Source organism: Bradyrhizobium cytisi, assembly GCF_008123515.1.
Taxonomy (GTDB): domain Bacteria; phylum Pseudomonadota; class Alphaproteobacteria; order Rhizobiales; family Xanthobacteraceae; genus Bradyrhizobium; species Bradyrhizobium cytisi.
Map to the genome: position 1 here is coordinate 1 of NZ_VSSR01000037.1, position 19,771 is coordinate 19,771.

Consider the following 19,771-nt stretch of genomic DNA (forward strand, 5'->3'; position numbering starts at 1 on the left):
AGTCTCGAAGCGTGCCCACCACCGCGCCTGCAAAGCGATGAAGGATGGTGGGCACAGCGCTTTGCGCCTTTGCCCACCCTACGAGACCGGCTTCACCTCAGCTTATTGAGAAGCCCCATCAGCAGCTCGCGCTCTTTCGCGTCCAGCGGCGCCAGCGTCTCGCGGGTGATCGCAATCGCATTCGGCGCTAGCTTTTCCGCAAGCTGCTGACCGGCGCGCGTCAGGCTCACAAGCAGGCGCCGCCCATCCTCGGGATCCTGGCTCGTCTCGGTCAAGCCGCGGACCGTGAGGCGATCGATCACGCCCTTGATGGTCGCGACGTCCATTGCCGTGAGCCGTCCGAGCTGGTTCTGCGAGCACGGCCCGGTCTCGGCGAGCTTTGACAGCGCCGCCCATTGCGTCGGCGTCAGATTGGTGCCGATGTCGCGGGAGAAAATCGAGCTGTGGCGCTGCCAGACCTGGCGCAGGATGAAGCCGACCTGTTCGTCGAGCACGTAAGGCGGCTTGCCCTGCTTCAGGCTCTTCTTTGCCGTAACGCTTTTCGCCATCCGCTCCCCGCCTCTCACAACGACAGATGCGCGTCGCGGATATCCGGACGCGCATCGAGCTCGGCCATGGTCCCGCCAAAGCAGATGCGGCCGCGCTCGATGATATAGGCGCGATCGGAAATCAACCGCGCAAAGTGCAAATTCTGCTCGGAGACGACGATGCTGACGCCCTCCTTCTTCATGGTCAGGATGGCATCGACCATCTGCTCCACGATTTTCGGCGACAGGCCTTCCGAGGGCTCGTCGAGCAGCACCAGCGACGGATTGCCCATCAGCGTGCGTGCGATCGTCAGCATCTGCTGCTCGCCACCGCTCATGCGGCCACCGGGACGCCCCTTCATCTCGCCGAGATTCGGAAACAGCGTGAACAGCTTTTCGCGGGTCCAGTACGGCGCATTCGGGCGCTTCGGCTGGCGACCGACTTCGAGATTCTCTTCCACCGTCAGATCGGTGAAGATGCGCCGCTCTTCCGGCACATAGCCGAGGCCTTCGCGCACGATCTCATGCGTCGGACATGCCGAGACGTCCTTGCCCTCGAACATGATGCGGCCGGTGCGTTGCGCGACGAGTCCGACGATCGAGCGGAACGTGGTCGACTTGCCGGCGCCATTACGCCCGAGCAGCGCCACGACCTCGCCCTCGCCGACCTCGAAACCAATGTCGAACAGGATATGCGCCGGGCCGTAATGGCTGTTGAGGTCTTGCACCGTGAGCTTCATATGGAGGCCCCCTCGCGATGCCCGGCCTCGTAGAGCAGACCTTCGCCGAGATAGATCGCCTGCACCTGCGGATTGCCGCGCACCTCGGCCGGCGAGCCCTCGGCGATCAACGTGCCACGATTGAGCACGATGATGCGGTCGGCATGCTCGAACACCACGTCCATGTCGTGCTCGGTGAAGAGCACGCCAATCGATTTTTCTCGCGCGATTTGCGCGGTGAGCCGCATCAGCTCGACGCGCTCGCGCGGCGCCATGCCGGCGGTCGGCTCGTCCATCAAGAGCAGTTTCGGCTGGTTGGCAAGCGCGACCGCAAGCTCGAGGCGCTTGAGGTCGCCATAGGCAAGCTCGCCGCAGGGTCGATCCGCATAGCCGCTCATCCCGACCAGCTCGAGCAGCCGCCCGGCCTCGCCGCGGTCGACATTCGGCGCCGAGCCCCAGAGATTGAACAGCTGCTTGCCGTGCGAGATCAGCGCGACCTGGACGTTCTCGCGTACGGTCATGGTGGCGAAAGTGGCCGTGATCTGGAAGGTGCGTCCAACGCCCATGCGCCAGATGTCGCGCGGCCTCTTGCCGGTGGTTTCCTCGCCGAGCAGGCGGACATGGCCGGTATCAGGCTTGTTCTGGCCGTTGAGCATATCGAAGCAGGTGCTCTTGCCCGCACCGTTCGGGCCGATCAACGCCAGAATTTCGCCGGCACGCAGAGAGAACGAGACGCCGCGCACGGCGTGGATGCCGCCGTAGGATTTGGTCAGGCCTTCGACCGCGAGAAGTGGGGGTGCGGCGCTCATTCGGTGGACTCGATCGGCTTGGCAAGCAGGGAAGATCCCGGCGGCGATGACTTCCTGCGCCGCTGCGCCAGCAGCTCCAGCATGCCGACAATGCCCTTGGGGAAGACGACGACGATCAGCACGATGAAGCCGCCGAGCACCAGTTTTGACAGATCGGTCTGGCTCACCAGCCAGATGTTCAGCGCCTTGTAGACGATGGCGCCGATCACCCCGCCCGACACCGTCTCGACGCCGCCGAGCAGCACCATGACCAGCGCATCGACCGACAGCGAGATGCCGAGATTATCCGGGAAGACGCTGCCCTTGAGGTAGGCGAACAGCGCACCGCCGATGCCGGCGGTGGTGCCCGCAATCACGAACGCGGTCCACTGGATGCGCTTGGCGTTGATGCCGACCGCCTCGCTGCGCAGCACCGAGTCGCGCGTGGCGCGGAGCGCATAGCCGAATGGCGAGAACACCGCGATCCGGAGCGCAATGGTCACGAGCGCCGCGACACCGAGTGCCAGCCAGTAGAAATGCGACGGGCTCGCCGCCCATTTCTCCGGCCAGATGCTCAAAATACCGTTGTCGCCGCCGGTCACACTCACCCACTGGAACGCGATCGACCACACGATCTGTGCAAAGGCGAGTGTCAGCATGGCGAAATAGACGCCGGAGAGCTGCACCGCGAAGAAGCCGAATACCGCGGCGCCCATGCAGCCGAGCAGCGGTCCGAGCAAGAGACAGACGATCATCGGCAGCCCCGCCATCTTGGCGAGGAAGGCGACGCCATACGCGCCGAGGCCGAAATAGGCCGCATGGCCAAACGACGCAAGCCCGCCGACCGACATCAGGAAGTGCAGGCTGACGGCGAAGATCACGAAGATCGCGATCTCGGAGCCGACGGTGAGTGCGTAATTGCCGGCGAACAGCGGCAACGTCGCCGCGATGACGAGGGCTGCGAGCGCCGCCAGCCGCTCGTTCGACGTCAGCGGCCGCCAGGGATTGACGGTGAGACCCGGCGTCTTGCGCGCGGGCGCCTCGGGCTTGCCGAACAGGCCCCACGGACGGACGATCAGCACCACCGCCATCACCAGGAAGACCAGGATGATCGAGATCTTCGGGAAGATGAGGATGCCGAAGGCGTTCAGTTCGGACACGAGCACGGCCGCAACGAAGGCGCCGATGATGCTGCCAAGCCCACCGATCACGACCACGACGAAGACCTCGACGATGATGCGCAAATCCATGGCGTGATGCACGGCATCGCGCGGGATCTGGAGCGCGCCGCCCAACGCAGCCAGGAAGACGCCGACCGCGAACACTGAGGTGAACAGCCATTTCTGGTTGACGCCGAGCGCTGCGACCATGTCGCGGTCCTGCGTCGCCGCGCGCACCAGCACGCCCCAGCGCGTGCGCTGGAACAGCAGCCAGAGAATGCCGAGCACGACCGGCCCGAGCGCGATCAGGAACAGATCATAGCTCGGGATGTTCTGGCCGAAGAAATCGACCGCGCCCTTGAAGCCCGGCGCGCGGCGGCCGACGAGATCGTCGGGTCCCCAGATCAGCACCACGAGGTCTTCGACCATCAGGGTCAGGCCAAATGTACCGAGCAGCTGGAACAGTTCGGGCGCATGATAGATCCGCCGGAGCAGCACCATCTCGACAAGGACGCCGATCAGCGCCACGGCGAGCGCTGCCACGAGCACCCCGCCCCAGAAGCCGAACGCGCCTGAGAAGCGCTCGGTCAGCGTGAAGGCGATGTAGGCGCCGATCATGTAGAAGGCGCCATGCGCGAAATTCACGATCCGCGTCACGCCAAAGATGATCGACAGGCCCGAGGCCACCAGGAACAGCGACGCTGCGCTAGCGAGACCGGTCAGAAACTGTACGACGTAAAAGGCCATCGGCGGTCCGGGTTGGGTCTGAATTCACCTCTCCCCGCTCTTGCGGGGAGAGGTCGGATCGCCCTCGGCGATGCGAAGCATCGTCCGGTGCGATCCGGGTGAGGGGCTCTCTCCACCAGCGGGGGCGTGGAGAGAGCCCCTCACCCCAGCCCTCTCCCCGCGAAGAGCGGGGCGAGGGAGAAGATCATCAATCCTTCGGACGCAGCTTCTCGACTTCGGCATCACCAGGCAGATAGTCCGAGCCCTTCTTGTAGGAGAAGTCGACCATCACGCCCTTGCCGTCCTTCTGCGCGGTCTTGCCGACGAAGGCGCCAAGGGTCGACTGGTGGTCGATCTTGCGGAAGGTGATCTCGCCGAACGGCGACGGCATCGAAAGACCTTCGGCCGCTGCGATCATCTTGTCGGTATCGGTCGAGCCGGCCTTGGCGAGGATGGCGGCAGCCGCCTTGATGGTCTGGTAGCCGACGATCGAGCCGAGGCGCGGATAGTCGTTGTACTTGGTCTGGTAGGCCTTCAGGAACGCGTCATGCTCGGGCGTCTTGATCGAGTACCAGGGATAGCCGGTGACGATCCAGCCCTCGGGCGTCTCCTCCTTCAGCGGGTCGAGATATTCGGGCTCGCCGGTCAGGAACGACACGACCTCGCGTCCCTTGAAGAGCCCGCGGGTATTGCCTTCACGCACGAGCTTGACGAGGTCCGGGCCGAAAGTGACGTTGAGGATGGCTTCCGGATTGGCCTGCGCCACCGCCTGCACCACCGGGCCGGCGTCGATCTTGCCCTGCGGCGGCCACTGCTCGTCGACCCACTGGATATCGGGGCGCTTCTCCGACATCAGCTTCTTGAACACCGCGACCGCCGACTGGCCGTATTCGTAGTTCGGCGCGATGGTCGCCCAGCGTTTGGCCGGCAGCTTGCTGGCGGCTTCCACCAGCATCGCGGCCTGCATGTAGTTGGAGGGACGCAGGCGGAAGGTGTACTTGTTGCCCTTGGCCCAGGTCACGGCGTCCGTCAGCGGCTCGGCCGCGAGGAAGAACACTTTCTTCTGGTTGGCGAAGTCGCTGACCGCGAGGCCGATGTTTGACAGGAACGTGCCCGTCAGCATCGCGACGCCCTCGCTGGAGACGAGCTCGTTGGCCGCGGTCTGCGCATCCGCCGGCTTGCCGCCGTCGTCCTTGGAGATGACGACAAGCTTCTTGCCGTTGATGCCGCCGGCCGCGTTGATCTCTTCGACGGCGAGCTGCCAGCCCTTGCGATAGGGCTCGGTGAAGGCCGGCAGCAGCGAGTAGCTGTTGATCTCGCCGATCTTGATGTCCTGCGCCAGGGCCGAATGAGCCATGCCGCTTGCCAGCAGCGCGAACGCCGCGCCGACGAAGTAATTCTTTGCTCGCATCCCAACCTCCACTTTTTGAAAGATCATCTCAAACCGTCTTCGCCCTTGATCTCCGCAACCGTCAGCCCGCCGACGCGCGGCAGCGGACGGCCGCTGTCGGTGACGGCGACTGCGACCATGATCTCGTTGGCGCGCGGCGCGTCGTTGATCTGCACTTCCATGCCGTCGAAATGACTGCGCACGAAGGCCGCATCCTTGTGGCCGAGCGGAATGTCGAGCGTCGTGCCGGGGCCGCTGCGCTTCTTCGACGACGGAATCAGCGCCGCGCCCTTGCTCAGCACCTTGCGCACCGGCGCACCCATCTTGGGGTGGAGAATCGCTGCCGCATGTTCCAGCTCACCGTTTTCGCCGACAGCCGCGGCCTTGCCGTAGCTCTGCGCCTTCGTACCGTCGATGCCGAGTGCGGCGACCGCGCGTTTCGCCAGGAGCTCGCCGAGCTCCTCGCCGATCGCGATCAGCGGCGACAGGTCCTCGACGTATCGTCCGGCAAAGGGATTTTCGATCACGGCAATCGCCGCGGCGCGCCGGGTCGGCGGCGAAACCTGGCGGCCCATCTCCATCTGCGTCTCTTCGACGACGGTGACGATCTTGCGGATGATCGCGCTCATGCTTCGCTTCCCTGTTCAGGCACAGTCCGCGTTCTCCAGCGCAAGCTGACGCGGTCGCTGCTCTTCTATATCCCTGGTTCCGATGACAAGCATATCACCACAAAGCCGCAGCACGGCACCCTCGATCAGTCCGCGATCGAATAACTGCCGTGCACATTCCGCGCCAGATTCGAGCGCGGCTGCGATCTCGCTCTGCGACAATTCACCGACCGCACGGGTGACGAGGTGCGCGCCGAGATCGCTGTCGGGCTGAAGCTCGTTTGCGGGTTGCCGGACGATGGCGGGATGCCCGGGCAGATCGACGGCATTGGCGATAACAGTCGCAGCCGCGTCGGCTTGCGACGCCGTCGCCGCCAGCACCGTCACCGCATCGGCGATGCCGAGTGAAAAGCTGCGGCCGTGACGGCCGCTGGTCGCGATGCCGTGCACCGGATCATCGGCATCGACCCTGATGGTGCGCATCACGCCGTCGCGGTCCGGCCGATCCATCAGCCCGATCGAAAAATGCTCGCCCCGCCCGAGATGCAGCGCGATATCGCCGCCATTGTTGACGTAGACCCGGTCGAGCGACGCAGCGTCCAGCATCGCGCCGAGAATCTCTTCCGCCACGCTGCCTGCCACCGCAGCCATCGGCGTGATGAAACAATCGGCGGCATGAGGCGCGACAGCGGCGTGCATCCGACGCGCCACCACGCCCTTCAGCGAGGTCAGCTTCTCGGCGCCAGCCCTCAGTTCCGGCAATTCCGCACAGAGCTCGTCGAGCAGACCGGTGAAGCGGCGCACTGCGGCCTCATAAGCCGCGCGCACCTCGTGCTCGCGTCCCCTCGCTTCGACGATCAGATCAATCGGTCCATCCTGCAAATGCAGCCGCCGACCATCAGACAGCAATGCGATTTGCGGGAGCCGTGTCATGCCCGCCGTCCCGGGATCGGGTTCTGCCAAGGCAGCTGACGGACATCGTCACCGCCCCTCACCTCGGACAGCGGCTTCACATAGTCCATGTGCCCGCCGAGCGCGGCATAGTCGGTCAATTTCATCGTGAACTCGATCGGCGCAACCAGCGCCGGCGTCGGCACGTAGCCGAACGCGCCTGACGGCATTTGCGTCACATCGACCATGTAGGTGATGCCGCCGCCCGGCCAGACATAGACCGCCGCGCCGCCGCTGGTGACACGCGTCAGCGCGTCCTTCACCGAGCGCGTCAGCCGCACCGGATTGTCGGTGACGCCGGCGCGCAACGACCCCCCCGCGCCGGCCATGAACAGCACGGTGCACAGCGCGGGCTCGCAATTCTCCTGGATGCGCTCGACCGAGAATTTCAGGTCATCAGGCATCTCCGTTTCGACCGGCTTCAAGGTTTCGTCGAGCACGTAGTAAGAGGAATGCTCGCCGGTCGTGGAGACCATCAGCATCGAGAGGCCGGGCTTTGCCTCCTTGGCGTCGAACGGCCCAAGGATCGCCAGCGGATCGGAGATGTCAGTGCCGCCCCAGCCGGTGCCGGGATCGGCGACCTGGAAATAGCGGCCGGGCGTCGAGCGCCGGCCCTTCATCTTGATGCCGGTATCGGCGATGTCGAGCAGCTTGCCGGCCTGGTGCTCGCTGAGCACGCCGGTGATGTGGTCATCGACCACGACGACCTCGTCGACCTTGCCGTGCCATTGCTTGGCGAACATGCCGATCGTCGCTGAGCCGCAGCCGACGCGCATGCGCTCTTCCTTCACGCCATTGACGATCGGGGGCCGGCCGGCCTGCACCACCACGCTCGCGCCACCGTCGATGGTGAGCTCCACCGCCTTGCAATTGGCGAGGTCCATCAACGTGTCGCAGGTGACGCGGCCCTCCTTCTTGGAGCCGCCGGTGAGATGATGCACGCCGCCGAGCGACAGCATCTGCGAGCCGTATTCGCTGGTTGTGACGTGACCTATCGCCTCACCCTGCGCGCGCACGGTTGCGGTTTCCGGGCCGAGATAGCGATCGGTGTCGATCTTCACCTTGATGCCGCAATAGGAGAAGATGCCCTCGGTGACCACGGTCACCATGTCGACGCCGTCGATCTCGGAGGAGACGATGAACGGCGCTGGCTTGTAATCGGGATAGGTCGTGCCCGCGCCGATCGCGGTCACGAAGGTGGAGGGCTCATGGACGATCTTGCCGTCCCAGTCTTCGGTGCGGCTGAACGGCACGAGCTTGCCGCCCTGCGAAACCGTGCGTTCGAGGATGATGTGCGGATCGACGCGGACAAGCTTGCCGTCGTGATTGGCATAGCGGTCGCAAGCGCCCGCCGCGCCCGGCTTGATGTAGCACATCACTGGACAGGCATCGCAGCGGATCTTGTCGATGGCAGCGCTCGTTGTTTCCATCACCATGTCAAAGCCAGCGGCGGTTATCATTCGTATACGAACGATGTTGCGCGCGGTCCTGAGTGCTGTCAAGCGGCGCCGCGAAGGAAAACGAGCGCCTGCCGAATAAAACCTCATTTGCCTCCCTGCCTTGTCCACAAAGCGGGCAGCTGCGCTGCACTGCGGCATGGCCGCTTGCACGTTTGTGTACAAACGGTATCGTCGCGACGTACAATTTTTGCGATCGCAGGGTTTGGGAACGAGGATGACGCAGACACCGATCCGCCTCACCGTGAACGGCAGGATCCACGACGTCACGGCAGAGCGCCAGACGCCGCTGCTCTATGTGCTGCGCAATGATCTCGGCCTCAACGGCCCAAAATATGGTTGCGGCCTCGGTGAATGTGGCACCTGCACTGTCCTGATCGACGGCGCGGCCGCACGCTCTTGCGTCATTCCAGTGGCCGGCTGCGCCGGGCGCGACATAGTCACGCTCGAAGGGCTCGGAACGCGCGACAAGCCTGATGTGGTGCAGCAGGCCTTCATCGCCGAGCAGGCCGCGCAATGCGGCTACTGCCTCAGCGGCATGATCATGACCACCAAGGCGCTGCTTGCGATCAACCCGCAACCAACCGAGCAGGAAGCGCTCGCTGCGCTGCGCTACAATCTCTGCCGCTGCGGCACGCACGTCGAAATCCTGCGCGCCGTGATGCGCGCATCGGGCCAGCTTGCCGAGGCCGGTGACTGATGGCCTCGCCTCTCTCGAACGGAACTGAGCGGGGTTCGCTCGTCGTCGTCCGCACCGTGGACGAGATTACGTCCGAAACCTTCGTCCGCATCACCGCGGATGGGTCGGTCACGGCCTATAACGGCCATGTCGATCTCGGTACCGGCATCCGTACCGCACTCGGCCAGATCGTCGCCGAAGAGCTCGACGTCTCCTTTGCGCGCGTGGTCGTGGTGCTCGGCGACACTGCCATCGTGCCGAACCAGGGCCCGACGATTGCGAGCGAGACCATCCAGATCACTGCCGTCCCGCTGCGCAAGGCCGCAGCCCAGGCGCGCCACTTCCTGACCGCGCGCGCGGCAGAGCGGCTGGAGCTCCCGGCTGCCGATCTCAGCATCGAAGACGGCCTCGTCCGCGGCCATAATCGCAGCGTCAGCTATGGCGAGCTGATCGGCGGCGAGACCATTCGCCTCGAACTCGCCGACGACGTCGCCGTCAAGGCCGCCAGCGACTACGCCATCGTCGGCCAGTCGCTGCCGCGCGTCGATCTTCCCGCCAAGGCCACCGCCGAGCTGACCTTCGTCCACGACATTCGCTTGCCCGGCATGCTGCACGGCCGCGTGGTGCGCCCGCCCTACTCCGGCGTCGATGCCGGCCCGTTCGTCGGCACCAGCCTGATCGCGGTTGACGAAGCTTCCGTGCGCCACATCCCCGGCCTTGTGGCCGTCGTCCGCATCGGCGATTTCGTCGGCGTGGTCGCCGAGCGGGAGGAGAATGCTGTTCGCGCGGCGGAACAGCTCGCGGTGACCTGGAAGCCGACGCCAGAGCTCGCCGATCTCGCCGATGTCGAGACCGCGCTACGCGCCCATCCGTCGACGCCGCGCACGCTGATCGACAAGGGCGACGTCGATACGGCGATATCAGGCGCGGCCAAGCCGATGCACCGCACCTATGTCTGGCCGTACCAGATGCACGCCTCGATCGGCCCGTCCTGCGCGGTCGCAGATTTCCGGGATGGCAATGTCCGCGTCTGGTCCGGCACGCAGAATCCGCACCTGCTGCGCAGCGATCTCGCTCTGCTCATCGAGCGTCCGGAGAGTGAGGTCGAGGTCATCCGGCTCGAGGCCGCCGGCTGCTACGGCCGCAATTGCGCCGACGACGTCAGCGCCGACGCGCTGTTGCTATCCCGCGCGGTCGGCCGGCCTGTGCGCGTGCAGTTGACGCGCGAGCAGGAGCACGCCTGGGAGCCCAAGGGCGCCGCGCAGCTCATCGACGTCAACGGCGGCCTCGATGCCGACGGCGGCATCGCGGGTTACGATCTCGCCACGCGCTATCCATCGAACGCGGCACCGACGCTCGCGCTGCTGCTGACCGGCCGAATCTCGCTTGAACCTGCCGTGCTCGAGATGGGCGACCGCACCGCGATCCCGCCCTATGATTACGACAACATGCGCGTCGTCGCACATGACATGGCGCCGATCGTGCGCGCGTCCTGGTTTCGCGGCGTCTCGGCGCTGCCGAACACCTTTGCGCATGAATCCTATATCGACGAGGCCGCGACCGAGGCCGGCGTCGATCCCATTGAATATCGCCTGCGCTATCTCAAAGACCAGCGCGCCGTCGATCTCGTCAATGCGGTAGCCGAGCGCGCGGGCTGGACGCCGCGGCCGGTCCGCGAGGAGAAAGACGGCGAGGTCGTGCACGGGCGCGGCTTTGCCTATGCGCTCTATGTTCACAGCAAATTTCCGGGCTATGGCGCAGCCTGGTCGGCGTGGGTCGCCGACGTCGCGGTGAATAAGACTACCGGCAACGTCAGCGTCACCCGCGTCGTCGCCGGACAGGATTCCGGATTGATGATCAATCCGGACGGCGTGCGCCACCAGATCCACGGCAACGTTATCCAGTCCACCAGCCGCGCTCTGATGGAGGAGGTTTCGTTCGAGCGCGGCGCCGTGGCGGCGCGGGAATGGGGCGCCTATCCGATCATCCCCTTCCCCGACGTGCCCAAGATCGACGTGCTGATGCTGCCGCGGCCGGACCAGCCGCCGCTCGGCGTCGGCGAGTCCGCCTCAGTCCCGAGCGCAGCGGCGATTGCGAATGCGATCTTCGATGCCACCGGCGTGCGCTTCCGCGAGCCGCCGTTCACGCCGGAGCGGATCCTCAGGGGATTGCACGGCGAGACATCGCCCGTGCCGCAGGCCCTGCCCGCCCCCGCCACGCCGCCGCCGTCTCGCATCTGGGAAAATCCGTTCGCCAAACGCGCCGGTATTTTCGCAACGGTTGCGGCCGTCTGCACCGCCGCGATCGGCATCGGCGCGGCGCTTCTGCCCGGGCGCGCCATTGCGCCCATCGCGCGGCCCGATGCATCAGTCTATTCCGCCGCGACAATCGCGCGCGGCCAGCAGCTTGCGGCCCTCGGCAATTGCGCTGAGTGCCACACCAGCCTCACGGGCGTGCTCAACGCCGGCGGTCGCGCACTGGAGACGCCGTTCGGCACGATTTATTCGACCAACATCACGCCCGACGTCGAGACCGGCATCGGCGCCTGGTCGTATCCCGCCTTCGAGCGCGCGATGCGCGACGGGCTGCATCGCGACGGACGGCAGCTCTATCCCGCCTTCCCTTACACCCACTTTTCGAAGACCGATGATGCCGACATGCAGGCGCTCTACGCCTATCTGATGGCGCAGCCCGCGGCGCGCGCGAGAGCTCCGGCGAACAATCTGGCCTTCCCCTTCAATCTGCGCCCACTGCTCGCGGGGTGGAATGCGCTGTTCCACCAGACCAAGGAGTTCAAGCCCGATCCCGCCAAATCCGAACAGTGGAATCGCGGTGCCTATCTGGTCGAGAGCCTTGGCCATTGCAGCGGCTGCCATTCGCCGCGCAATGCGCTCGGCGCCGAGCAGCGCCAGGCCTATCTCGCCGGCGGCTCTGCCGAGGGCTGGGAGGCGCCGCCGCTGACCTCGCTCTCGCACGCGCCGATCCCATGGAGCGAGGACGAGCTGTTCGCCTATTTGCGCACCGGCCATTCGCGCTACCACGGCGTCGCCGCCGGGCCGATGGCGCCTGTTGTCAGGGATCTCAAAGCGCTGCCCGACCCCGACATCCGCGCGATGGCTGTCTATCTCGGCTCGTTCAACGACACGACGGCCGACGCGCCCGCCCTGGCAGCGAGGCTGGAGCGCGCGACGCAGGTCACCGTCGCCTCGTCCAGCGGCGCACGGCTCTATCAGGGCGCCTGCGCCGTCTGCCACGAGGTCGGCGGCCTGCCGCTGTTCGGCAGCCGTCCCTCGCTCGCGGTCAACAGCAATCTGCACAGTGCGACATCGGACAATCTCGTGCAGGTGATCCTGCACGGCATCGCTGAGCCCGCATCGAGCGACCTCGGCTACATGCCGGCGTTCAGGGGCAGCATGAGCGACGCCCAGGTCGAGGAGCTCATCACCTTCCTGCGCGGGCAGTTTGCGCCGGACAAGCCGGCATGGACCGGCGTCCGCGAGACGATCGCGCGCATCCGTGCGTCAGCACATTAAGCGTGCTTCTTCACTTCCACCGGCGGCGTGCCGTGGGTGTGGAAGGACTCGATCGTCTTCAATCCCCAAGCCTGGCCCTTCTTGCGCTCTTCTTCCGTCCACACGATCGGCTTCCAGTCCGGTGCAAGGATGAGGCGGGCGCCGGCGTTGGCGACCTCGACGCGGTTGCCGCCGGGCTCGTAGACATAGAGGAAGAAGGTCTGCTGGATCGCATGCTTGTGCGGGCCGGTCTCGATGTGAATGCCGTTCTCCAGGAAGATATCTGCAGCGCGAAGAATCTCCTCGCGGCTGTCGAGCGCGTAGGTGACGTGGTGGAAGCGGCCGGGCGTACCGGAATGGTCGAGCGAATAGGCGAAGTCATAGCTCTTGTTCGTCATCGTCAGCCACATTGCAGCTTCGCGGCCGTCATTGAGCACGATCTGCTCGGTCAGGCGGCAGCCGAGATAGTTCTCGAAGAACTCGCGGTTGGCCTTGATGTCGACGGCAAGGCAATTGAGATGATCGAGCCGGCGGACATTGACGCCGCGCGCGGGAAAGCGCTGCGCCTGGTTCTTGAGTGCGGGTTTGAGCTCCGGTGGCGCCTGATACCATTCGGTCTCGTAATAGAGCTCGACGATGTGGCCGTCGGGGTCGCGGCAGCGAAAGGTCGGCCCCTGCCCCATGTCGCCGTCGATCCAGCCGATGTCGAAGCCCGAGCCTTTGAGCGCGGCGACGCGACGCTCCAGCGCCTGCTGGCTGCGCGCGCGTAGCGCCATGTGCTCCATGCCTGACGTCTTCGACGCCGTCAGCTTCAGCGAATAGCGCTCGTAATCGTCCCAGCCGCGCAAGTAGACCGACTCGCCCTTCTGCCCGCTGACCGTCATGCCCATGACGTCGACGAAGAATTTCAGGCTCTCGTCAGGCTTCGGCGTCAGCAGCTCCATGTGGCCGAGATGAGCGAGATCGAGGATCGGTTCGGGCTGCATGGGGTTCCTCCAAAATGTGGCTTGCGATCCGTCTCCCGGAATCGCGCAATCTGGCGCCAGGTGCAATTGGCGCATGCGCCGGGGCGGCACCGAGGCTGCTGGGTTCATTTGTACTAATGTACAAATGATTAGGTCTCGTCAACAAACCAAGGTGTGCCCTGCCCGGGACGAGCGCCGTCGCCGCCGTGAACGGCCGTCCCGCCGAATGGCGGACGGACTGCCCGAATGGTAAAATCTTCCTTAATTCGTTTCTGCGCCCGAAGGCCCCGCGAAGCAGCATTTCCCGGCCGATTTCGCCGACGAGCATGCATTGGGAACAAACCTACCAACCGAATTGTCGCAGATTTAACAAAGCCCCCGCGCCTGCCGTTTAACCGTTTGTCCAGCCCCGCCTCGCATAGTCGGGGTTAAACTCCTCGGACTTTCCAGGTTCATCCATCGTGACATCCTTTGGACGCGTGATTTCGGTTCGCGGGTCGCTCGCCCGGGTCGGGCTTCTGGCCGCAAGCCAGATGCCGGTCTCGGAGGTTCGGGCCACCGTCGGCCGCTTCGTCAGCATCCGCTGCGCCAGCTCGGTCATCGTCGCCATGATCACCGAGGTGTCCTGCGAAAATCTCTCGAGCACCGACAATCTGATCGCGATCGCGTCGGTCGATCTGCTCGGCGAAATCCTCAACGCCGCCGACAAGGCCAAGTTTCAGCGCGGCGTCACCAACTATCCGACCATCGGCGATTCCGTCGACCTGATCACCAGCCAGGAGCTGCGCACCATCTACGCGCCGACCGGTTCGGACCAGATCAATGTCGGCTTCCTCCAGCAGGACCGCTCCGTCGTCGCCTATGTCGATATCGAGGAAATGCTCTCCAAGCATTTCGCGGTGCTGGGGTCGACCGGCGTCGGCAAATCCACCGGCGTGTCGCTGCTGCTCAACGAGATCCTGAAAGCGCGGCCCAACCTGCGCATCTTCCTGCTCGACGTGCACAACGAATATGGCCGCTGCTTCGGCGACCGCGCGCTGGTGCTCAACCCGAGAAACCTGAAGCTGCCGTTCTGGCTGTTCAATTTCGAGGAAATCGTCGACGTGCTGTTCGGCGGCCGCGCCGGCGTGCCCGAGGAGCTCGACGTCCTCGCCGAAGTCATTCCGATCGCCAAGGGCATCTACACGCAATACCAGAACACCGATCGCCTCGGCCTGAAGCGCATCGATCCCAAGCAGATCGGCTTCACCGTCGATACGCCGGTGCCGTACCGCCTGGTCGATCTGATCTCGCTGATCGACGAGCGCATGGGTAAGCTGGAAAACCGGTCCTCGCGCATCATCTATCATAAGCTGATCTCGCGCATCGAGGCGGTCCGCAACGATCCGCGCTACGCCTTCATGTTCGACAACGCCAATGTCGGCGGCGACACCATGGCCGAAGTGATCAGCCATCTGTTCCGCCTGCCCGCCAACGGCAAGCCGATGACGGTGATGCAGCTCGCCGGCTTCCCGGCTGAGGTCATCGATTCCGTCGTTTCGGTTCTTTGCCGCATGGCCTTCGATTTCGGCCTGTGGAGCGACGGCGTCTCGCCGATGCTGTTCGTCTGCGAGGAAGCCCACCGCTATGCCTCAGCCGACCGCAATGTCGGTTTCGGCCCGACCCGCAAGGCGGTGTCGCGCATCGCCAAGGAAGGCCGCAAATACGGCGTCTATCTCGGCCTGATCACGCAGCGCCCCGCCGAGCTCGACGCCACCATCATCTCCCAGTGCAACACGCTGTTCACGATGCGTCTTGCCAACGAGCGCGACCAGGCGCTGCTGCGCGCCGCGGTGTCGGATGCGGCTGCGAATTTGCTGTCCTTCGTGCCATCGCTCGGCACCCGCGAGGTGCTGGCGTTCGGCGAAGGCGTCGCACTGCCGACACGGCTGCGCTTCAAGGAGGTGCCGCCGCATCAATTGCCGCGCGGCGAAGCCACCATCTCGAGCGTGCCGTCGGTCACCTCCGGTCACGACATGCATTTCGTCGGTGCCGTGCTCGAGCGCTGGCGCGGTGCGACCTCGCAGCGCGACGTCCCGAACGACCCGGTGTTCCAGGCGCCGCCGGCCAAGACGCTGGCGCCGGCCGAGACACCGATGCTGCAGCCCTCGATGGGCCTCGATCCGGACCGCTTCTCGCTGCTGAAGAAGCCACTGCGGTAACTCTCGTGTCCCGGACGCGCTGCAACGCTCTTGCGTTGCTGCGCAGAGCCGGGACCCATGCCGCACACACTGCTTTCTCGGAAATAAGGGCCCCGGCCCTGCAGCGCACCGCTGAAGAAGCGCTGCGCCGCGTCCGGGGCGCAGACCGGCACGTTGAGCCCGCCTCCCGCATCGACTATGGTTGCCGGCCCCTAGCCGGAATCCATGCCCATGATAAAGCCTGCGCAACGCTTCCCCGCACCCGCTCTCGACACGCTTCCTGACGACATCCGCACGCGTCTCCTCGCCGTGCAGGAAAAGAGCGGTTTCGTGCCCAACGTGTTTTTGACGCTGGCCTACCGGCCCGACGAGTTCCGCGCGTTCTTCGCCTATCACGACGCGCTGATGGAGAAGGACGGCGGCCTCACCAAGGCCGAGCGTGAGATGATCGTGGTGGCAACCTCGGCGGCCAACCAGTGCCAATATTGCGTGATCGCCCATGGCGCGATCCTGCGCATCCGCGCCAAAAATCCTGTGATCGCCGACCAGGTCGCGATCAACTACCGCAAGGCCGACATTACGGCGCGCGAGAGGGCGATGCTCGATTTCGCGATGAAGATCTCGGCGGACGCGCAGCGCGTCTCCGAGGAGGATTTCGCAAGCCTCGGTCCCCACGGCTTCAGCGACGACGACATCTGGGACATCGCCGCGATCTCCGCCTTCTTCGCGCTGTCGAACCGGCTGGCGAATTTCACCGGCATGCGGCCGAACGAGGAGTTTTACCTGATGGGACGTCTGCCGAAAAAATGACGGAGCTCGACTGGTCCGAAATCCTGCTGCGCCTCGGCGTCGCGACGCTCGCCGGCAGCGCGATCGGGCTCAACCGCGACCTGAATGGCAAGCCGATCGGGCTGAAGACGCTCGGCATCGTCGGCCTGTCCACCGCGACAATGGTCCTGCTGGCGCTGCAACTCGCGGAGCCCGGCAAGGCCGCCGATGCGACGAGCCGGGTCATCCAGGGCATCCTCACCGGCATCGGCTTCCTCGGTGCCGGCGTCATCGTCCATGAGAGCGAGCGGTTTCGTGTCCGCGGTTTGACCAGCGCCGCCTGCGCCTTCTTTGCCGCCTGCCTCGGCGTGGTCTGCGGTGGTGGGCAATGGAAGATCGTCGCAGTTGCGCTGGCGCTGGCCTTTGTGCTGCTCACGGTCGGCCGGCGCATCGAGCGCCACGTGCACCGCGCGCTTGGCGGCAAGGACGAGCCGCACGAGGACCAGCGGAAAACGTAGCGGCCTTTGCTCAAATCTTCCGCTCGCATATTGGTCTGAAGCGCTGATAATTGTTCCGAAAAAATTCGCGGTGGTCGCTGGTTCGATTGCCGTTCGGACCTGAGAGGCATGATGGACAGCGGTGCTCACGACCCCGGCGACGTGACGTTCGACTTCCGCGAACTGTCGGCGCGCGACAAATACAAGCTGCTGATCGGCACCGTCGTGCCGCGGCCGATCGCGCTGGTGACGACGGTCGATCCGGACGGGCGGATCAACGCAGCACCGTTCAGCTTCTTCAATTGCCTGTCGGCCGATCCGCCGATCCTTGCGCTCGGCGTCGAGAACCATCCGGATATGCGGTTCAAGGATACCGGTCTCAACATCCGCCTGACCGAGGTGTTCACCGTCAACATCGTCTCGCACGCAATCGCCGAAGCGATGCATGTCTGCGCCGTGCCGTTCTCGCCGGAGCATGACGAACTGAAGGCCGCGGGCCTGACCGCGATGCCCGGCAAGACCGTGGCGTCGCCCTGGATCAAGGAGGCGCCGGCCGCGTTCGAATGCCGCCGCCACATCACGCTGGAGCTCGGCAAGTCGCGGCAGATCATCATGGGCGAGATCCTGTTCGCGCATTATCACGCCGATGTCGTCGACGCCGAGCGCCTGCACATCGATCCGGCGCGGCTCGATGCCGTTGCAAGGCTGGGCGGCAGCACCTGCTCGACCATTCGCGACCGTTTCGACATGGCGACGCCGACCCTCGATGATTGGAGGCAGCGGGAGTCGTAAAGAACATCCATCAAAGCGTTGGCGACTGGTACAGATAACGGTCGTCGAAATCCGCCAATTCCAGAAACCTCCGCTCGTCGATCACGGTGACGCGTCCGCGATGCAGCTCGACGATGCCCTCCTCGCGCAACTGCCTGATCACACGATTGGCGTGCACCGCGGTAATGCCCAGCGCTTCGCCGATCTGCTCCTGGGTCAGCGGCATCTCGAAGCTGCCCTCGTCGACGCGCCCGATGATCCTCAGGCGTTCGCGCAATTCGACCATGACATGCGCAAGCCGCGCGGGCGCGGGCCGCTGGCCGACATTGACGATCCATTCGCGGAACATCGCCGCGTCGATCAGCGTGTCGCGCCAGAACATCTCGGCGAGAACAGGCCTGCGGCGATGCAGCTTTAGCAGCGCCTCGTGGCTGATGAAGCCGAGCGTCGCCGGCGTCAGCGTCGACAGATCATGGTCCATCACATGCAGGAACAGGCTCATCAGGTCCGGGATTTCGCCGGGGATGTCCAGCGAAAGGATTTGCCGCTTGCCGCTCGCGATCGTCTTGGAGCGCGCGCAGAATCCATCCGCGATCAGGCAGCAATCGGTCGCGCGCTCGCCGTCGCGCACCACCGCCGTCTCGGCGGGGTACTGCCGCACCGAGATCGGCAGGGCTTCGATCTCCTTGATGTCCTCGTCCGCGATCGCGGACGAGATGCACAGGCGCCTGATGAGCGCCGCGCGGATCTCATCGCTGGGCACGTCGGGTTGGCTCCGGTCGTGAGTATGGGACCCGGATTGGACTTCGAAAGCGCAATAGCGCCGTCACAGGGAAACCCGGGAGCCACCGCCCCGGTTCCAACAAAAGTTAAGGACGCCGGCGCCGAGCGCCACGCGCTGCTGCAGAAGGCCCGCGACGGCGACGCAGCCGCCGACATCGAGCGATTGCCGCCCTCGCCCACCCTGCAACACCCGAAGTGATTCCGCCGCGGCGTTGCTTGCAGCAACGAGACGCGATGCCGCTAGTGCTTCACCATCAGCGGAAGCGCCGGCGCAAAACGCTCGGCGAAGGTCGGTGTCCTGGCCTGGTGAACTGCGGCGAACGAGGCAGAGATTCCGGCCGAAGCCACTGCGAGCAGGGCAATTATGAAAACCAGACGGCGCATTTTCGCCTCCTGTGTGAGCTCGAAGCACAAGAGATGGGGTAGCTCTGTTTCAGGACCGTGTCGTCGGCGCGGAAAATGATGTCGCTCAAGCGGCTGTGATCGGAACTAGCCTATCGGGGCGCATGTCGTAACCAACTCATAAGGGTCGCGACTGATGCGAGCGCCAGCGCCTCAATCGTCCGACGCCGGGCCGCACCAGCCGGGCAGATAGACCGCGTCCTTGCTCTTGGCCGCGGACAGCGCCTTCTCCAGTGCCTTGTCGAAATTGGCATCGACCGCCTTGCGCGTCAGCTTGCGGCGCAGGAAGTCGGCCCAGAGAAACTCGGAGAACGGCGTGGTGTCCTTGGCGAAGCCGCCCATGCGGCGAAGCTCGCCGGCGAGACTGCGATAGGGATCGTCCTTGAGGTCAGCTACAGATTTCGGCAGATCGCGGAATGGACGTCGCTCGCCCTTGGAGTCGTAGGGATAGACCCAGCGCTTGTTGTCCATGACGCCCCAGAACGCTTCGCGGTCGACCATGCGTAGATCGCCGACGACGGTCACCAGCACCTCCTTGATGCCCTCGTCGTGCAGCGCGCGGCCAAGATGATGGTGATCGATGACGTAGTAGCGCCCGTCTGGTCCGGCGACGACCGGGATCATATGGGTGCCAAGCAGGTCGGACTGCTTCTTCTTGCCGTGCTCGCGCCAGCGCTTGCGCTTCTCCTTGACCTCACGCATGCCGACCGTCATTTGCGTCGGCCGAAGCGACAGGATCGACACCGGGTGCACTCTCGGCTCGCGCGCGTTGGTGGTGGTCATGGTCGAGGGCCTCTCGTCTGGTGGCGGCTTGCGGTCCAGGTTCCCGATTATGCCATGGGCGCTGCGGCGGCAATATGCGTTCGGAGCATGCTGCGCCATCGTCCC

The 19,771-nt window shown here is 64.9% G+C and carries 18 protein-coding genes; 6 read left to right on the top strand and 12 right to left on the bottom strand.

Translation table 11 applies throughout. The features are described 5' to 3' along the window. Positions 1 to 92: 92 nt before the first annotated feature. From FXB38_RS22155 to FXB38_RS22190, 8 genes are all read right to left on the bottom strand, one after another. Positions 93 to 548 carry a MarR family winged helix-turn-helix transcriptional regulator gene (locus tag FXB38_RS22155; RefSeq protein ID WP_148753102.1) on the bottom strand — a complete coding sequence of 152 codons (456 nt, stop codon included), beginning with the start codon at positions 546 to 548 and terminating at the stop codon, positions 93 to 95. A 14-nt stretch (positions 549 to 562) separates the two neighbouring features. After that, positions 563 to 1,267, bottom strand: a complete 705-nt coding sequence (locus FXB38_RS22160; RefSeq protein WP_148753103.1) for an ABC transporter ATP-binding protein — start codon at positions 1,265 to 1,267, stop codon at positions 563 to 565. Continuing rightward, positions 1,264 to 2,055, bottom strand: a complete 792-nt coding sequence (locus FXB38_RS22165; RefSeq protein ID WP_148753104.1) for an ABC transporter ATP-binding protein — start codon at positions 2,053 to 2,055, stop codon at positions 1,264 to 1,266. The genes FXB38_RS22160 and FXB38_RS22165 overlap by 4 nt, the downstream gene beginning before the upstream one ends. Then, entirely contained in the window at positions 2,052 to 3,941 is a 1,890-nt protein-coding gene (locus FXB38_RS22170; RefSeq protein ID WP_148753105.1) for an ABC transporter permease, read from the bottom strand. Before FXB38_RS22170 ends, FXB38_RS22165 begins: the two co-directional genes overlap by 4 nt. Positions 3,942 to 4,128: 187 nt before the next feature. Continuing rightward, complete coding sequence (locus FXB38_RS22175; RefSeq protein ID WP_148753106.1) at positions 4,129 to 5,331, bottom strand: ABC transporter substrate-binding protein; 1,203 nt, start codon at positions 5,329 to 5,331, stop codon at positions 4,129 to 4,131. 23 nt (positions 5,332 to 5,354) lie between these two features. Continuing rightward, positions 5,355 to 5,939 (bottom strand): amino acid synthesis family protein, encoded by a 585-nt coding sequence (locus FXB38_RS22180; RefSeq protein ID WP_148753107.1) that lies wholly within the window; start codon positions 5,937 to 5,939, stop codon positions 5,355 to 5,357. A 15-nt stretch (positions 5,940 to 5,954) separates the two neighbouring features. Beyond that, positions 5,955 to 6,851, bottom strand: coding sequence for a UPF0280 family protein (locus FXB38_RS22185; protein ID WP_148753108.1), 897 nt, complete (start codon positions 6,849 to 6,851; stop codon positions 5,955 to 5,957). Beyond that, entirely contained in the window at positions 6,848 to 8,305 is a 1,458-nt protein-coding gene (locus tag FXB38_RS22190; protein ID WP_187435056.1) for a 6-hydroxynicotinate reductase, read from the bottom strand. Before FXB38_RS22190 ends, FXB38_RS22185 begins: the two co-directional genes overlap by 4 nt. Before the next feature lie 238 nt (positions 8,306 to 8,543). Here FXB38_RS22190 and FXB38_RS22195 point away from each other — a divergent pair, with 238 nt between their 5' ends. Together FXB38_RS22195 and FXB38_RS22200 are read left to right on the top strand one after the other, a co-directional pair. Next, complete coding sequence (locus tag FXB38_RS22195; protein ID WP_148753110.1) at positions 8,544 to 9,026, top strand: (2Fe-2S)-binding protein; 483 nt, start codon at positions 8,544 to 8,546, stop codon at positions 9,024 to 9,026. Beyond that, a complete protein-coding gene (locus FXB38_RS22200; protein ID WP_148753111.1) occupies positions 9,026 to 12,538 on the top strand; it encodes a molybdopterin cofactor-binding domain-containing protein in 3,513 nt (1,170 codons plus the stop codon). The genes FXB38_RS22195 and FXB38_RS22200 overlap by 1 nt, the downstream gene beginning before the upstream one ends. Here the strand turns inward: FXB38_RS22200 and FXB38_RS22205 are convergent. Continuing rightward, entirely contained in the window at positions 12,535 to 13,503 is a 969-nt protein-coding gene (locus tag FXB38_RS22205; protein WP_148753112.1) for a catechol 2,3-dioxygenase, read from the bottom strand. The two genes, FXB38_RS22200 and FXB38_RS22205, sit on opposite strands and share 4 nt — an antisense overlap. Positions 13,504 to 13,943: 440 nt before the next feature. Between FXB38_RS22205 and FXB38_RS22210 the strand changes: the two genes are divergently transcribed. The 4 genes from FXB38_RS22210 to FXB38_RS22225 all read left to right on the top strand — a co-directional run bounded on the left by FXB38_RS22210 (position 13,944) and on the right by FXB38_RS22225 (position 17,719). Then, positions 13,944 to 15,683, top strand: coding sequence for an ATP-binding protein (locus FXB38_RS22210; protein ID WP_148753113.1), 1,740 nt, complete (start codon positions 13,944 to 13,946; stop codon positions 15,681 to 15,683). 210 nt (positions 15,684 to 15,893) lie between these two features. Then, positions 15,894 to 16,472 (top strand): peroxidase-related enzyme, encoded by a 579-nt coding sequence (locus FXB38_RS22215; RefSeq protein ID WP_148753114.1) that lies wholly within the window; start codon positions 15,894 to 15,896, stop codon positions 16,470 to 16,472. Next, positions 16,469 to 16,948, top strand: coding sequence for an MgtC/SapB family protein (locus FXB38_RS22220; RefSeq protein WP_148753115.1), 480 nt, complete (start codon positions 16,469 to 16,471; stop codon positions 16,946 to 16,948). Before FXB38_RS22215 ends, FXB38_RS22220 begins: the two co-directional genes overlap by 4 nt. 111 nt (positions 16,949 to 17,059) lie before the next feature. After that, positions 17,060 to 17,719: a flavin reductase family protein gene (locus FXB38_RS22225; protein WP_148753180.1), complete on the top strand. Its 660-nt coding sequence runs from the start codon at positions 17,060 to 17,062 to the stop codon at positions 17,717 to 17,719. A 10-nt stretch (positions 17,720 to 17,729) separates the two neighbouring features. Here the strand turns inward: FXB38_RS22225 and FXB38_RS22230 are convergent, their stop codons facing one another. The 3 genes from FXB38_RS22230 to FXB38_RS22240 form a co-directional block, all read right to left on the bottom strand. Next, the gene (locus tag FXB38_RS22230) at positions 17,730 to 18,461 is read right to left on the bottom strand and encodes a Crp/Fnr family transcriptional regulator (RefSeq protein WP_148753116.1); all 732 of its coding nucleotides are present in this window, start codon (positions 18,459 to 18,461) and stop codon (positions 17,730 to 17,732) included. Between the two features lie 260 nt (positions 18,462 to 18,721). Continuing rightward, on the bottom strand, positions 18,722 to 18,865 hold the full coding sequence (locus tag FXB38_RS42900; protein WP_187435057.1) for a hypothetical protein: 144 nt from the start codon (positions 18,863 to 18,865) through the stop codon (positions 18,722 to 18,724). 171 nt (positions 18,866 to 19,036) lie between these two features. After that, complete coding sequence (locus tag FXB38_RS22240; protein WP_148753118.1) at positions 19,037 to 19,666, bottom strand: ParB-like protein; 630 nt, start codon at positions 19,664 to 19,666, stop codon at positions 19,037 to 19,039. Between the last annotated feature and the right edge of the window lie 105 nt (positions 19,667 to 19,771).

Bases quoted from the DNA above. Each gene is read 5' to 3' on its own strand.
- FXB38_RS22155 (WP_148753102.1), bottom strand. From the start codon at position 548: ATGGCGAAAAGCGTTACGGCAAAGAAGAGCCTGAAGCAGGGCAAGCCG.
- FXB38_RS22160 (WP_148753103.1), bottom strand. From the start codon at position 1,267: ATGAAGCTCACGGTGCAAGACCTCAACAGCCATTACGGCCCGGCGCAT.
- FXB38_RS22165 (WP_148753104.1), bottom strand. From the start codon at position 2,055: ATGAGCGCCGCACCCCCACTTCTCGCGGTCGAAGGCCTGACCAAATCC.
- FXB38_RS22170 (WP_148753105.1), bottom strand. From the start codon at position 3,941: ATGGCCTTTTACGTCGTACAGTTTCTGACCGGTCTCGCTAGCGCAGCG.
- FXB38_RS22175 (WP_148753106.1), bottom strand. From the start codon at position 5,331: ATGCGAGCAAAGAATTACTTCGTCGGCGCGGCGTTCGCGCTGCTGGCA.
- FXB38_RS22180 (WP_148753107.1), bottom strand. From the start codon at position 5,939: ATGAGCGCGATCATCCGCAAGATCGTCACCGTCGTCGAAGAGACGCAG.
- FXB38_RS22185 (WP_148753108.1), bottom strand. From the start codon at position 6,851: ATGACACGGCTCCCGCAAATCGCATTGCTGTCTGATGGTCGGCGGCTG.
- FXB38_RS22190 (WP_187435056.1), bottom strand. From the start codon at position 8,305: ATGGTGATGGAAACAACGAGCGCTGCCATCGACAAGATCCGCTGCGAT.
- FXB38_RS22195 (WP_148753110.1), top strand. From the start codon at position 8,544: ATGACGCAGACACCGATCCGCCTCACCGTGAACGGCAGGATCCACGAC.
- FXB38_RS22200 (WP_148753111.1), top strand. From the start codon at position 9,026: ATGGCCTCGCCTCTCTCGAACGGAACTGAGCGGGGTTCGCTCGTCGTC.
- FXB38_RS22205 (WP_148753112.1), bottom strand. From the start codon at position 13,503: ATGCAGCCCGAACCGATCCTCGATCTCGCTCATCTCGGCCACATGGAG.
- FXB38_RS22215 (WP_148753114.1), top strand. From the start codon at position 15,894: ATGATAAAGCCTGCGCAACGCTTCCCCGCACCCGCTCTCGACACGCTT.
- FXB38_RS22220 (WP_148753115.1), top strand. From the start codon at position 16,469: ATGACGGAGCTCGACTGGTCCGAAATCCTGCTGCGCCTCGGCGTCGCG.
- FXB38_RS22225 (WP_148753180.1), top strand. From the start codon at position 17,060: ATGGACAGCGGTGCTCACGACCCCGGCGACGTGACGTTCGACTTCCGC.
- FXB38_RS42900 (WP_187435057.1), bottom strand. From the start codon at position 18,865: ATGCGCCGTCTGGTTTTCATAATTGCCCTGCTCGCAGTGGCTTCGGCC.
- FXB38_RS22240 (WP_148753118.1), bottom strand. From the start codon at position 19,666: ATGACCACCACCAACGCGCGCGAGCCGAGAGTGCACCCGGTGTCGATC.